This window comes from Cylindrospermopsis sp. CR12 (assembly GCF_001432185.1).
Taxonomy (GTDB): domain Bacteria; phylum Cyanobacteriota; class Cyanobacteriia; order Cyanobacteriales; family Nostocaceae; genus Raphidiopsis; species Raphidiopsis raciborskii.
Genome location: NZ_LMVE01000011.1, coordinates 25,127 through 39,151, shown reverse-complemented (window position 1 = coordinate 39,151; position 14,025 = coordinate 25,127). Strand labels below are relative to the sequence as shown.

Here is a 14,025-nt window from a genome sequence, read left to right as displayed (position 1 = left end):
TTTCTATTTATTTAGCTTATATTTAAGGTTGTTAACCAGATCTACATATACCTAGTCAACTGGATTCGATATCTGTCCTTTTTGGTGACAGCAATTTCGCCCACTTGCAAACGCCCTTTACCGCGAATTGCTATTAAGTCTCCCATTTTTAACTGGTAACTGCTTTGAGTAATCTCCTTCCAATTGACACGCACATCCCCGGAATCAATTAAATCAACCATTTTACTTCTAGACATACCAAAACCAGCAGAAGCAATGGCATCCAATCTTAAAGAAGCTTCTACTGTAGTTAATTCCTTCTTTTTGGGTTCCCTAATTTTTAACTCGCTAGAATCTATGACCTGAGTTTTCACTGGCACAGAACGCACCTGTTGCAAATTCATGGTTAAAAATTCTGCCAGTTCTGGAACTACTATTGCTTGGGCTCCCCTCTCCCCTAAAATAATGATATCTCCTGTTTTTTCTCGCACAATCCCCGTACCTAGCATAGCCCCTAAAAAATCCCGGTGGGTGGCAGTGTCAAACAGAAAATTTCCAGCTATGTCTAAAACGGTAACAACCACTTGGGATATATCTAAAGGCATTTCAGAACGAGCGATAGCCACTCGTTGACGTTCAGCTTGGAGATATCCACCCCAGGCTACTAAATGCACCTCCATTAACCGGCTAAAAACTCGTTCAATTTCAGCTAACTCTGGGGGAGATAAAAAGTCAGTTATTACCACTTCCCAGGTCTTTATAGCCTGTTCTGCTTGGTCAATTACATGGGCAATAATATCGCGGTTTTCAACACCCTTTAACAGTTCTTCTCTTGGCAACATAATTAATCTTCAAAGTGGGGTTTGACTAGTTTTTAAGCTGCTTTACTAACCATTATCTGCATAACCTTGAATATTCTCTGGATCATACTGACGGAGAATGCGTGTAGCTTGGCGAGTCAGAGCTTCTGAACCTTGAACTACAATTAGGTATTTCCCAGCGGATAACCGGTTGCGATAGGGTAAAGCATCACCACCACCAAAAATCAAACCTACACCACCTCCCACAAACACACTACCCATAGCACCACTAGCAGCGCCCAGTAAACCCCCAATTATATGATTACCAATTTCCCCAGCCCAGATAAACGTGTCTAAGCCAGTAATTAAACTAAATGTAAACCCAGCAAAAAAGCCAAATGGTATTAACCAAAATGCCATGAGTTTAACTTGTTTTTTAGCCTCTTCATTGGGATCTATTAACCCAAACTCATCAGCAGTTTTATATCCCCTACCCAAAATGGAGCTAGTAATACCCTCCTTTTCTAAACTCAAGTAGGCCGATTCGGCCTGGATACGATCTGGTAGCACAGCAACAAGATAATTCATATAAAATTCATGAAAACACAATTTTCCCCATTTCCTGAAATCCCCCATGGATCAAGACTTTTGAACCGCCCTAGAGGTGACATATCTCTGTAATCTGGTTAGAGCTAAATTGTAATTCAAAATAGCCCGAACACGATTAGCCTCCGAACGGGTAAGTTCACTTTGGGCATTGATAACATCGGTTTGAGTTCCCACACCAGCTTGGAAACGTAGTCTAGCCAGTCTCAGGGATTCCTTAGCTTGATCTAGAGCAGTAGCAGCAGTTTGCACGTTTTCCAAATTGGCTAGGTGACTGGAATAGGCTTCCTCCACTTGAAAACGAACCTGATTACGCCTTTCAGCAAATTCAGTCTCCGCAATGGCTATTTCAGTTTTAGCCCTAGCTGCTCTGGCCCGGGAAGCACCACCATCATATAGGTTCATGCTGGCTCGCAATCCCACAGAATAACCATCGTTAATCGCCACTCCGTCGTTAAATTGATCTAATAAGTCATATCTGGCAATGAAGCTAATTTGCGGACCTAGTGTGGCTAAGGCTTGTTTTCTTTGTTGTTCTCTAATATTCCTCTCTGCCAATTTTTGCTGCAGTTCGGCACGGTTTTCATAAGCTAGAACAATACTATCTTCTAAACTGCTTTTCCATAATCCCGCTAACTGCACCGGATCCGAAGCGGTAATACTCACAGACTGAGGTAAGTTCAATCTCAGGGACAAACGACGACGAGCTATAGCCTGCTGGGATAGGGCATCTGTCAGTTCTTGTTGAGAATTGGCTAAATTAACCTGCGATCGCAACACATCAAATTTGGTTCCCACACCTGCTCGCTCTAATGCTTGAGCATCCCGTAAGCTGGCTTGGGAATTTTCCACTGCGGAGCGAGCAATTCTCACGCTCTCATCTGACTGTTGCAAGCCATAATACTCCGTAGCAACATTTAAACGAATTTCTTCCGATTGCCTTTCCACCTCAAATTGTTGGAGACGCACTTGTTCTTCGGCTTCCTTAATAGCTGCCGTTCTTCTACCTGATGTGTATAAGTCATACCGTAGTTCTGCCTGAGAATCAAATACGGAGGTAGCGTCTGGATTTTCAGAGGGTATATTGAGGCGTTTAGCGGTTTGTCTTTCCTGGAGAGTAGCACTGGAACTACGACTTCTGGTCACACCACCGAGTACATTCAAGCTAGGCAACAAAGCAGCTTGTGCCTCCCTTAAAGAGGATTGACTACGTTGTAACTGCAAAACAGCCACTTGTAAATCATTATTATTCTGCTTGGCCAATTCCAAAGCCTGTTCTAAACTAATTGCCTCTGTTGTCTGCACCTTAACTCCTTGAGAATCTTGAGGTACATCCAAAAAGTTGGGGTTAGGTTTAAAACGTTCCAAAATCGTCTGAGGAGAATCCGATGTAGGGTTCACAGATTGGGAATTAGTTTGTGCTATTCCCGAAGGATTGTCCTGAGGTAATGTTATCTGAGCTACCTGATTATAAGTTTTCCCTGATATCACCTTGGGGTTAACAGGGGATAAGGACAAAACTGTTTTGAGCTTGGTTGGCGATGGTACATTAGCACCATTTACCACCGGGAGTGGACTAGAACTAGGCAGTTCCGGTAAAACAGCTTGACCAAAATCAAGCTGATAGTCAAAAAGTGGTGCATGATCAACCGTAGTTGCAGCCAGCTGCCAGTTGTTTTCCACAACAGAAACTTTAGGATTCGTCGCAGTCGATACAACAGGAGAAGAAACCAGTTTCAAATCATTAGCCTTGAAGGTTCCAGCCCAAGCAGGCTGAGTTGTTAATACTGCTGCTGTCACACCGGGCAAGAAACTATGAAATAATTGCTGTCCTTTCACCGCATCCCCTCACACAAAGAACCATCTGCGAGCAAAAAAAGTTGTCTTCCCACAGAATATAGCATCATAACCAAGGAAACAAATAACATGCTACTATACCAAACATAACTTCATTTTGGCATTTCACAGTTTATTTATCTTCGAACCGTTTAACAATGCGAGAAAGTTCTGCTTTCTCATCTATACTAACTCGGGTAGGTGCCCCACTGACGATTCTCTCGTAATTCCTAAAGGAATCTTTAATATTGGGTCCATCTGCTGTAATGTTGTATTCTCTAATTCCCTTATCATGCCAAGAACCACGCATTTTAAATACATTTATTGCCCGGGACATTTCCCCATGGATTTCTACATATTGTAACATAATAATTGTGTCGGTAATAGTAGAAATGTGAGAATCGGTGATCGAGTGAGATCCCATAAACTGGTCACTGGTATTAGTGAAGAAACCGGTGATTTCTTCTTGTTTAGCATAGCCAGTTACACCAATGACAAATTGGCGGAAGGCATTATTACTTACACCCCTAGCTAAGGCTGAAAGAGAGTCAATAGCAATACGAGCTGGCTTGAAGTCGGCAATCTCTGATTTAATAATTTGTAAGTGATCCTCTAAACCGGTAGATTCGGGGTAGGTACAAATTATTTTTAATAAACCCTGGCGTTCCAACTCTTCAAAGTCAATCCCCCAAGAATAAGCGTTACGCGACAGTTGGGCTCGAGACTCTTCATAGGCAAATAGTATGGCTCTTTCACCGCTAACACAGCCATCCTGGATAAATTTACTTACCAGGAGGGTTTTTCCAGTACCAGTAGCCCCAGTAGCTAAAATAATTGAGTCTTTGAAGAAACCTCCCCCACACATTTCATCTAGGGTATTAACCCCTGAAGAAACCCGAACGTTAGAAGATCTTTGTGTTAACCGCATTGCTCCCAAGGGGAATATATTCACCCCCGCATTGGTAATCGTAAAGGGATATTCACCTTTCATGTGGGTTGTACCGCGCAGTTTGAGAATCTCAATGGTCCGTCGGCGGCGTTCTCCCTCCAAAACGTTACGAACAATCACTACGTTATCAGACACAAATTCTTCCACCCCAAAGGAAGCTACTGGTCCATATTCTTCACCCCTTTCTGTAGTAATAATTGTGGTGACATTCAGCTGTTTTAGACGGGCTACTAACCGAAATATTTCTCTTCTTACTACCCCTATGGCTTCATACTGTTGAAATACGGCGGTGATTGAGTCTATAGAAACCCGGTTAGCTTTGTATTTACGAATGGCATACTGTAATCGTTCAATCAAAGCTGAAAGGTCGAAGTTCCCCACTATGTCCTGTCCTTCAGGATCTGGGGAAGCATCCAGAATAAACAGTTTTCCCTGTTCAATCAGTTTCTGCAGGTTCCAGCCAAAAATGTGGGCGTTTTTGATAATGTCACTGGGAGACTCCTCAAAGGTAACAAATACTCCCGGTTCATCAAAGTGGGTAATGCCATTATAGAGAAATTGTAATGATAATAGGGTCTTTCCGGTTCCAGAAGTACCGCTTAACAGAGTGGTTCTGCCAATTGGTAACCCACCATGGCTAATATCATCAAACCCCTCTATCATAGTGCGAATTTTCTCTACTCCAGCGCTGGTAGGGGTTGGCTGTTCTTTTTGTTCTTGTTTCTCCTGGTCGCTCATTGCCAATTGTATACTTGATCTTAAATGGTTAATTGTCCCATACGGACTAGTTTATTTCCTCAATTTTGTGATCATCTATGTTATCCCACTCCTCCTCGCTCAGCTCTTCATAGAGTAAGTCTAGACCTATTAACACCCTCTCCCGATCAGACAGATCTCCAATGATCTTGCGCACCGGCGGTGGTAAAATCTTTGACAGTGTGGGTGTGGCTAGAATTTTATCTTCCTCTGCTAATTGTGGACTCTTGAGAACGTCTATCACTTTTAAAGCATAGACTCCTTCAAATTCTTTCTCTAATATGTTTTTTAATGTGCTTAATGCTCTCACAGAGTTGGGCGTGTTACCAGCTACATATAGCTTTAATACATAAGTCTTTTTGGTTTTATTCATCAGGTTATCCTAGAAGTTGAACATCGATAAACCTCACACAAATTGGCTAGTACATCTATGAGTGTTAGTCTATAGTCTAGTAAGGTTTCATCACTCCTCCCCTCTAATTTTAGCTGTTTAGAAAATTCGTCAATCAGCTCCATGTGAATTTCTATAACCTGAGGCACAGGAATATTAGCACAAAATAGGGTACTGATAAACTGGTCAATTGTTGTTTTTAAATTCTGGTCCACACTAAAATAGTTGAGCAAAATCCTCCCGTAATCCAACTTTAGCTTTTTTAATAGCTCCTGTCTTTCTCCATCGGTCATGTCTTGAAACTGTTGATTTGTGTGTGAGTTTTCACAAGCCAGAACAAGTGTGTAACCTTCTTTGTAATCAAGACCTAGGTATCTTTTTTCTTTAGTATAATTTAATAAGTAAGTTCCAGGTAGTTCTAATCCTGATATGCCTGATCTATTATTTATAGAGACATTACTCATGGATACGCTTATAAATGAACCCGGTGTTAGATTTATAAGAGTGTTGATTAGATTATCATAGTGTGTAACTAAACTATAGAGGAGTTTTTCCAGTGCAGGATATAGGAATAATATAACTAATATCATTTATGTTGGTTTGCTTGTATATTTGGTTAATATGGAGATAACCATAGCCGCACTTTTCTCCCAAATGAAATCGCCAGCTCATAGTCATTAGATTACCACACTGATAAGATAAATAAACAAAATTGAAGTATTGTCTCAATATTAATCATTATAATTCCTCAAGGTTCTAAAACCAATATTTGGAGTAATAATTGTTTTAGCCATGACCGTTGCTGACGCAGTTCCTATGACATTAGTGTGTTGGCAGTCAGTGACCCGGTCAAAGTGCCTGTGGATACTAACTACAGCAAAAAAGACCCCCAAGGCTTATGTTAATGCTAGAATGCCCACTTTATGATTTTCTGGCAACTGTACCTACCTGCTCCGAAACAACTACTCTAGCAGTAGTTATGGAAATTTTTGCCAAGGAGCAGTGTGACCGTCTAGTGGTGCTCAATTCCCAACATTCTCCCCTGGGAATGTTGTCTACCACTAAATTAATGGGTAAATTGTTGACCACTGGTGAAAAAACACTTTTAAATCTGGAACAACCTATCTCTATCTGCCATTCTAATCTTATTTCCCCACTAGAGACTATTGTAGCATCCAATTCCCTAAATAAACTGGGCCTGTTGTTACGGTATCCAAAACATCAAAAGAACTCAAGTTTAGACTGGGCCTTAGTTGACTCAGATGGGAAGTTCTTGGGTTTACTTGACAGTAAACGCCTATTAGCTTTTTTTACTAGTCATAGTAAGGTTATTAAGGAAGACAATCCTCCCCAGAAAACTGATGATATTCAGAGGAAAACAACTCGCCCCTGGCAAAGAAATCCTTTTGTTCAATTGTTAGAGCGATTACCTTGGCCCTTGATGTTGCAAACCGGAAACGGTGAGATCCTAACTAAAAATCCTGCTTGGTGGGAACAATTGGGAGTTTTGAAGGATCCTGAAGGGATTAGAATGCAGGTGGAAAGCATTTTAACAGCAGTTAAAATGCAAGTTCCACAACCTATTCATAATCACACCCGTATCAGTGAATATGTAAAATCTAGTTTCTCTATAGAAAAACCTTTAGAGATAAATAAACTTAATTTAAAACATACACAAGATTATCAACCAGATTTAAACACAATAGAGGAATCCTACAGTAAAGCCAATGATTCCCCCAATTACTGCTATCTAGACTCTCAACAGGGTACTTGTATCTGTGTGGTAGAGGTGCAAAATGGCCAGGAACGAATTTGGCAGTTTGCTAAAATCCCCCTAGATAGTCGAGAACTGAAAATCTGGGGTCCGGAATCACAATTGACATTAACAAAGGAAAATTCACAACTTTTAACCAAGGACCTATGGTTAGTCTTGGCCACAGATGTAACCGAACAACAACAACTTTTTAAGGAATTAGCTGCTAAAAATGCGGATTTAATTCAACTTAACCGGTTAAAAGATGAATTCCTAGCTTGTATTAGCCATGAGTTGAAAACTCCCCTAACAGCAGTTTTGGGTTTGTCAAGACTTTTAGTGGATAAGAATTTAGGAGAATTAAACGAAAGACAAGCTCGCTATGCAGGACTCATTCATCAAAGTGGTCGTCATTTGATGAGTGTGGTGAATGATATTTTAGATTTGACACGCATGGAAACTGGACAGATGGAACTCACACCATCACCAGTACGAATTCAGGAAGTGTGCGATCGCGCTTTGGTAGAAGCCAGATCGGTACATAATCAAACAGGAAGAAAGGGTGAATCATTGCCCAGTCATGAATTTAGCTTGAGCATTGAACCAGGACTAAAAGAAATAGTGGCGGATGAACTAAGGTTAAGACAGATGTTAGTGCATTTGCTGGGCAATGCCTTCAAATTCACCGAAAGTTTTGGGAAAGTGGGACTGCGAGTAAATAGATGGGAAGGATGGATTGCTTTTACAGTATGGGATACGGGAATTGGTATTCCTGACCACCAACAACATTTAATCTTCCAAAAATTCCAACAGTTAGAAAACCCTCTAAATCGCCAGTTTGAGGGTACTGGGTTAGGATTAGTCCTCACCCGGGCATTGGCGCGGTTACACGGAGGAGATGTAAGTTTTTTATCTCGTGAAGGTAAAGGTAGTCAATTTACCTTGTTATTGCCACCCTCCCCGCCAAAAACAAGTTTTACAGACACATCGGGGGGAAATGGGGAAACACCTCAATTAATATCTTCCCAGCGTTTAATTTTGATTGTGGAAGCAGTCAGTAGATATATAGAGGAAATTACCCAACACCTGAAAAGTTTGGGATATCGGGTAGTAATTGCTCGTTCTGGAACTGAAGCGCTGGAAAAAGCAAGACGATTACAACCGAAGACTATATTTTTAAATCCTCTACTACCTCTACTTTCTGGTTGGGACGTGCTAACTCTGCTAAAATCAGACAGTGCGACTCGACACATTCCCGTAATTATTACGGCTACAGGTGCAGAAAAAGAACAGGCTTACTTAAATAGAGCGGATGATTTTTTGAGCTTACCAGTGGAATATTCGGCTATGGTTCCCATAGTAGAAAGATGGTGTATGGTAGCAAAATCAGAGAAGATAGATTCTCCGTCGGAGGAACCCTTACCCACACAAAAAACCTTAAAAATCCTTAGACTAGTTAGTGCAGAACTGGAATCCAATCCCCATCCCTCTTTAACAGAGCATCGGGTAATAGAAGTGGATGATTTAGAACAGGCGGAAATTTTGGCCAGGGTATGGCAGTTTGATGTGATTTTGTTAGATACTGATAATGTCAATGCGCAGAAGTATTTACAGCAGTTACCTCAATATCCCAGATTGGCCAAAATACCTCTAGTTACCTGTGATGCAGCTACTACCCTAGCAGCATCTCAAATACCTGGGTTGGGAGTCTTTCCTTGCTTGACACCTATGGGCAAAGAAACGATACATGGTCATAATTTAGATCATTTAGTATCCGTATTGGAAATTGCCTCTGGTATTGGTTGTCCTCCAAATATATTAGTAGTGGATATAACCATGTTAAGTGATTTACCCGATGTGAACAGTAAACACGCTCATAGTAGAGTAAGTAACATTCAGAGATCAGACTCTCCCCAATATTCTTTAAAGCATATGATGCAGTCACAGAAATTGGTGGCAAAGCAAAACTCTACAAGTAAGGTTCAAGTGGGTGGAGAATGGTTTCAAGCACTGATTCAATATTTACAAACTGCTGGTTTTAAGGCGGGGATAGGTAACTGTTGGCGGGAGTTAGTGCAACAAATCATTCATCAGAGTGTTGATTTGATATTACTCTGTATTGGGGAAGCTACAGCAACTCAGGAAATAGAAAATGTATTAAATTCCCTTGCAAATTTGCAGGTGAAGTTACCTCCAATTTTAGTGCTTGATAAAAGGACGAGTGATATTAATGTGAATTTATTGGGAAGGTTGGGCAAGGTTAATCAGGGTGTTGCTACTCAGCTATTACCTCGTTCTATTTCCATGGAAGACTTATTAGGTGAAATTAATCAAGCCTTAGAAAGAGAATGACTCTTTTTTATGGGTGGTAAAGGTACACGAATTAGATGGTAAGCACCTTTTTTACCCATAGGTTTATAATTTTCTAGTGGTAAACTCATGGTCATGAATTCTTGGTGTTCCAATAAAAGCAGTAAGGAATGTGAATTTTTAGTAGTGACACTTTGGGTGCGAATGTAATCCAACGCTTCCTGTGCATCCTCAAGGTAGGTGACTGCTTTTCGGGAATAAAAACTTACGGTTGGTTTTTGAAAACCTACCATGACTAATTCCTCATGGGGTTTTATTTCAGATACAGCAAGTGCAGATAATTGTCTCAAAGGAGCTTGACGTTGTTCATCCATCATAAATAATGCGGGCATAAGCACAAGTGCTAGGAATATTACAAATGCCAGAATATTGGTGGGAAGAACTATTCTATAACTACGAATTAAGTTTAAACAGGCAACCGCAATAGCCGCAATCAACCAAATCCACCCCCCCAGGTTAGTCAAACCTGAATGTTGCAGTTGTTGATAAAATTCAGGAGCAGCTGAATCTGTACCCAAAAGTTGTAAAACATGAAGTAAAGCGATCGCAATGGTTAACGAAAAAGCCACATTTGCCCAACTGCTGAGACGAAAAGATTTATCAGTTGGTTTATGAGTAAATAAATCGCTACTAAACAAACCTATAAGAATACCTGCAGCTGGCATAAGGGGTAATACATAACTAGGAAGTTTTGTGGTAGCAATGGTGAAGAAGATAAATACACCCAGGAACCAAAAACAGGCAAACAAACCCAAGTGTTGAGAACGTTCTTGTGATATTATGTAAGAGCGCCAGGAGTTCTGCCAAAATTTCCACCCCATGAATTTGATTAAAGCTGCTGGGAGAAATACAGAGTAGGGTAGAAAACCAAATAACACCACCAGGAAATAAAAATACCAAGGAGCTGAATGACCGTTCACCACTTCTGTGAAACGTTCTATGTTGTGATAGCCAAAGAAGGTATTAATGAAGTTCCATCCATTGCGCCAAGTTACTAAAACATACCAAGGGGCATTAATGATTACAACAATGAATATGCCAAGGACTGGTTGAGCTTCTTGCCATAGTTGTTTAAACTTGCCTAGATATAAAGCAAAGGCAATGAGAATAAATCCAGGGAGAACTATACCCACAGGTCCTTTGGTGAGAACCGCTGCACCCATCAAAACATAACTGGTGACATACCATGGATTAGGCCAGCGGGAGGGGGGAGAATTCTGGGCATAACCCACAAAAAAACTGAGTAAAGAACAAGCAATACCACCAGTGAGTAGCATATCTGAAACCCCTACCCTTCCCCAAACAATCATTTCTGGGTTGAGAGCTATCATACCCGATGTCAGGGTGGCTATAAAATAACGACGAGGGAGGTTCGTTGTTTGGTCTAATCGGTCTTTTTCGGTCAAGTGCCACTTTACCACATAAAAAGCCATAACCGTGACACTAATAGCAGCTAAAGCTGAGGGTATGCGTACTGCCCATTCATTGACACCCATAATCTTATAAGCGATCGCCTGGAACCAATAAATTAAAGCTGGCTTATCAAACCGTGTTTGACCATCGAAAAAAGGTGTGATCCAATCTCCAGTGATCAACATTTGTCGGGATGCTTCAGCAAACAATGGCTCAGTTTCATCTATTAGTCCCACACTTCCCAGGTTCCATATAAACGCAATAAAATTAATTCCTAACAACCAGATTAGGGTAAAAATTGTTATCAATATGGAATTATCGCCCACGTTTTGAAACCAGTATCTTATAGGAGATAAATTAATTGATTTTAGCCTCATAAAGTCACGACCCGCAAATACAAACTAAAAATGAATTGAGTTAATTAAGGGACAAGTGTTAATTGCCATTCTCCAGTTTTGGGATCCCATAATGGATCAGAGGTTTCCCCCACAATATACGGTCCCCAATAACGTCGTGAGCCATCTTGAGCAAAAGCTACCAAAATATCCCCTTTTTCCAACTTCAAACTACCATCTGGTAAGGACAGTATTAAACCTCCCTGACTACCTTCTTGGGGAGCAAAGTCCCAATGAGCAGGAATTAAACCTTTTTTCCCTGAAGGAGAGGATGGGGAATGTCGTAACAACAAGGCTAAACGAATTGGTTGATATGTCTTATTACTGATGCGTAAATTGCCAAATTTGCTCTTTTCCAGTGTTCGGTCACTAATTGTCTTAGGTTCAACCTGCTGGAACTGGGGACTTGGTGTAGCTGTATCATTTTCCAAAAGTGGTGATTTCTCTGGTGCTTGCGATATACTATCGGAGGGTTGGGAATCAAAGGACACAGTCAGTCCTAAACATCCCCCCAGTAGCCCTAGCATAATTAATGTAAAAGTTATAACTGTGAATTTAAGATGTGCGGGGGATTTGATAATCATAGTTTTCAGCAATAGTTTGCGAATAGCAGTTAGACATTAGATAATTAACTCTTGTCCCATTTCATTCATCCCCCAATCTATATGCAGAATACTCGTCTTAACAATTTGTTAGATACCATTGCCACAAATGTGGCACAATGGTTCATGAACCCTTGGCGACGATTATGTCTGTTGTTGATTAGTTGGCTATTTGGTTTTTTTTTGGGATCAGTAGTTTCCACCACCGCAGGACAACAAGCTCAACTGGATATATGGGCCGCTGCTGTCTTGGTTTTACTGACGGAAGTTGCCAGCAGATTGTTCTATAGTCGTGGGTTTTTTTCCCAACGAGCCATTTGGGTCGAATCCCTCAATTGGCTCAAGATTGGTTTAATATATAGTCTGTTTTTAGAGGCCTTCAAATTAGGTTCCTAGGGTAGAAAGTTGTTTTGAGTAAGTTCGTGAGTGTCAGTTATGAGCAACAGTTGGCTCAGTCAAGTCTCACTGGCAAGTTTACTTGCGGGTGAAAGGGAACATTGGCAAGTTTTAGCACAAGAAGTTAGGACATGGGAAGCTGGGGCAAAGCTATTTGGCATTACCCCTGAGAATGTAAACCAGGTTGTGGAAGAGCGATTATCTCTTCTTAGGTGTGTTTTTCCGGATTTTAAGCAACTGTGCGAAAATAACCTGCAAATACCCACCCAAACCATGTTACAGGCATTATGGGACTTATGGCTACCCCTGGGGGTAAAAATTGCCTCGAGCAGAAAAAGTTTAGGGAGGCCTATGATTCAGGGGATTTTAGGTCCCCAGGGCACGGGTAAAACCACAATGTGCCAGATCCTCAACCTGGTTCTCCGACACTTGGGATACTCTAGTTTAAGTCTATCATTGGATGATTTATATAAAACTCACAGCGATCGCGTGAAGTTAAGAGAGCAAGACCCCCGATTGATTTGGCGAGGTCCACCAGGAACCCACGATATTCACCTAGGTTTAAGCCTACTGGATCAGATTCTCCAAAACAAGTTTCCCGTGACAGTTCCCCGTTTTGATAAATCCGCCCTTTGTGGAATAGGCGATCGCACTACCCCAGAAATAATAGATCAAGTTGATATAGTGTTATTTGAAGGTTGGTTTGTGGGGGTGTTACCCATAGACCCAGAAACATTTACTAATGCACCAGCACCGATTATCACCCCAGAAGATCAGGCTTTTGCCCGTTCTAGGAACCAGCAGTTAGGAGCTTATGTACCCCTGTGGGAAAAAATAGATAGTTTAATAATAGTTAAACCAACTGATTACAGATTTTCTTTAAAGTGGCGTAAAGAAGCAGAACATAAAATGATTGCTGCGGGTTTTTCAGGTATGAATGATGCACAAATAGAAGAATTTGTCAAGTATTTTTGGCGATCATTACATCCAGAATTATTTATGGAGCTCTTAATAAAATCACCCCCAAAATCATTGCCAGTAGATTTGGTAATAGAAGTTAAGGAGGATCATTCATTAAGTTATGGTGGAGGAGTCGCGGGTCAATAAACCATCTTCCATTTCTAGAATGCGATCAGCTATATCGAGGATGCGATTATCATGGGTAACCAGTAGAATAGCAGTACCTTGTTCCTTAGCCAAGCGCTGCATAATTTCTACCACATCACGTCCGGACTGTTTATCTAGCGCCGCTGTAGGTTCATCAGCCAAAACGAGGGGGGGATGATTGACTAAAGCACGGGCGATAGCAATTCTTTGTTTTTGCCCCCCCGATAAATTATCGGGATAATAGTTAATTCGTGAACCCAGACCAACTGCTTCCAGCATGGTAGTTGATTTTTTCATAGCCTGGAGTGGAGAAATATTGTCATTTAATTCCACTGCCATTTGCACATTTTGTCTAGCAGTTAAGAAACCCAATAAATTGTGTGCTTGAAAAATGTACCCGATATTGCGTCTAATTTGTACCAATTGATCTTGACGAGCTGCCAATAATTCCTTGCCCAAAAACTTGAGACTACCCTCTTGAACCGAGCGTAAACCACCAATGAGACTTAATAAAGTAGTTTTACCTGAACCTGAAGGACCAGTCATAATGACAATTTCTCCCGAATATACATCCAGATTGATATCAAAGAGAATTTGCCTTTTGAGGATTCCCTTACCATAGTAGTGGTTAAGATTTTTAACAGAGATTACTGGTTTCTTATAATTCATATA

The 14,025-nt window shown here is 40.9% G+C and carries 12 protein-coding genes; 3 read left to right on the top strand and 9 right to left on the bottom strand.

What is annotated here, in order from left to right:
• Nucleotides 1-41: 41 nt before the first annotated feature.
• From ASL19_RS01125 to ASL19_RS16430, 6 genes are all read right to left on the bottom strand, one after another.
• A complete protein-coding gene (locus ASL19_RS01125; protein WP_006276127.1) occupies nucleotides 42-821 on the bottom strand; it encodes a photosystem II S4 domain protein in 780 nt (259 codons plus the stop codon).
• A gap of 45 nt (nucleotides 822-866) precedes the next feature.
• Nucleotides 867-1,367, bottom strand: a complete 501-nt coding sequence (locus ASL19_RS01120) for a hypothetical protein (protein ID WP_040008162.1) — start codon at nucleotides 1,365-1,367, stop codon at nucleotides 867-869.
• A gap of 51 nt (nucleotides 1,368-1,418) precedes the next feature.
• Entirely contained in the window at nucleotides 1,419-3,224 is a 1,806-nt protein-coding gene (locus tag ASL19_RS01115) for a TolC family protein (protein ID WP_057176949.1), read from the bottom strand.
• A 130-nt stretch (nucleotides 3,225-3,354) separates the two neighbouring features.
• Nucleotides 3,355-4,908, bottom strand: a complete 1,554-nt coding sequence (kaiC, locus tag ASL19_RS01110) for a circadian clock protein KaiC (RefSeq protein WP_006276130.1) — start codon at nucleotides 4,906-4,908, stop codon at nucleotides 3,355-3,357.
• A 46-nt stretch (nucleotides 4,909-4,954) separates the two neighbouring features.
• On the bottom strand, nucleotides 4,955-5,299 hold the full coding sequence (gene kaiB / locus ASL19_RS01105) for a circadian clock protein KaiB (RefSeq protein ID WP_006276131.1): 345 nt from the start codon (nucleotides 5,297-5,299) through the stop codon (nucleotides 4,955-4,957).
• Nucleotides 5,299-5,781 carry a circadian clock protein KaiA gene (locus ASL19_RS16430; protein ID WP_235528893.1) on the bottom strand — a complete coding sequence of 161 codons (483 nt, stop codon included), beginning with the start codon at nucleotides 5,779-5,781 and terminating at the stop codon, nucleotides 5,299-5,301. The genes kaiB and ASL19_RS16430 overlap by 1 nt, the downstream gene beginning before the upstream one ends.
• A gap of 434 nt (nucleotides 5,782-6,215) precedes the next feature.
• Here ASL19_RS16430 and ASL19_RS01095 point away from each other — a divergent pair, with 434 nt between their 5' ends.
• Nucleotides 6,216-9,422, top strand: a complete 3,207-nt coding sequence (locus tag ASL19_RS01095; protein WP_057176948.1) for an ATP-binding protein — start codon at nucleotides 6,216-6,218, stop codon at nucleotides 9,420-9,422.
• On the opposite strand, the gene ASL19_RS01090 is transcribed toward ASL19_RS01095, so the two are convergent.
• The gene (locus ASL19_RS01090) at nucleotides 9,401-11,230 is read right to left on the bottom strand and encodes a glycosyltransferase family 39 protein (RefSeq protein WP_057176947.1); all 1,830 of its coding nucleotides are present in this window, start codon (nucleotides 11,228-11,230) and stop codon (nucleotides 9,401-9,403) included. The genes ASL19_RS01095 and ASL19_RS01090 overlap by 22 nt on opposite strands.
• A gap of 44 nt (nucleotides 11,231-11,274) precedes the next feature.
• Nucleotides 11,275-11,832: a hypothetical protein gene (locus ASL19_RS01085; RefSeq protein ID WP_006276135.1), complete on the bottom strand. Its 558-nt coding sequence runs from the start codon at nucleotides 11,830-11,832 to the stop codon at nucleotides 11,275-11,277.
• 81 nt (nucleotides 11,833-11,913) lie between these two features.
• Between ASL19_RS01085 and ASL19_RS01080 the strand changes: the two genes are divergently transcribed.
• A complete protein-coding gene (locus tag ASL19_RS01080; RefSeq protein WP_057176946.1) occupies nucleotides 11,914-12,246 on the top strand; it encodes a DUF565 domain-containing protein in 333 nt (110 codons plus the stop codon).
• Between the two features lie 39 nt (nucleotides 12,247-12,285).
• Entirely contained in the window at nucleotides 12,286-13,353 is a 1,068-nt protein-coding gene (locus tag ASL19_RS01075; RefSeq protein ID WP_057176945.1) for a hypothetical protein, read from the top strand.
• Here the strand turns inward: ASL19_RS01075 and ASL19_RS01070 are convergent.
• The gene (locus ASL19_RS01070) at nucleotides 13,321-14,022 is read right to left on the bottom strand and encodes a DevA family ABC transporter ATP-binding protein (protein ID WP_057176944.1); all 702 of its coding nucleotides are present in this window, start codon (nucleotides 14,020-14,022) and stop codon (nucleotides 13,321-13,323) included. The genes ASL19_RS01075 and ASL19_RS01070 overlap by 33 nt on opposite strands.
• Between the last annotated feature and the right edge of the window lie 3 nt (nucleotides 14,023-14,025).

Bases quoted from the DNA above. Each gene is read 5' to 3' on its own strand.
- ASL19_RS01070 (WP_057176944.1), bottom strand. From the start codon at position 14,022: ATGAATTATAAGAAACCAGTAATCTCTGTTAAAAATCTTAACCACTAC.
- ASL19_RS01125 (WP_006276127.1), bottom strand. From the start codon at position 821: ATGTTGCCAAGAGAAGAACTGTTAAAGGGTGTTGAAAACCGCGATATT.
- ASL19_RS01085 (WP_006276135.1), bottom strand. From the start codon at position 11,832: ATGATTATCAAATCCCCCGCACATCTTAAATTCACAGTTATAACTTTT.
- ASL19_RS16430 (WP_235528893.1), bottom strand. From the start codon at position 5,781: ATGAGTAATGTCTCTATAAATAATAGATCAGGCATATCAGGATTAGAA.
- kaiB (WP_006276131.1), bottom strand. From the start codon at position 5,299: ATGAATAAAACCAAAAAGACTTATGTATTAAAGCTATATGTAGCTGGT.
- kaiC (WP_006276130.1), bottom strand. From the start codon at position 4,908: ATGAGCGACCAGGAGAAACAAGAACAAAAAGAACAGCCAACCCCTACC.
- ASL19_RS01090 (WP_057176947.1), bottom strand. From the start codon at position 11,230: ATGAGGCTAAAATCAATTAATTTATCTCCTATAAGATACTGGTTTCAA.
- ASL19_RS01075 (WP_057176945.1), top strand. From the start codon at position 12,286: ATGAGCAACAGTTGGCTCAGTCAAGTCTCACTGGCAAGTTTACTTGCG.
- ASL19_RS01120 (WP_040008162.1), bottom strand. From the start codon at position 1,367: ATGAATTATCTTGTTGCTGTGCTACCAGATCGTATCCAGGCCGAATCG.
- ASL19_RS01080 (WP_057176946.1), top strand. From the start codon at position 11,914: ATGCAGAATACTCGTCTTAACAATTTGTTAGATACCATTGCCACAAAT.
- ASL19_RS01095 (WP_057176948.1), top strand. From the start codon at position 6,216: ATGTTAATGCTAGAATGCCCACTTTATGATTTTCTGGCAACTGTACCT.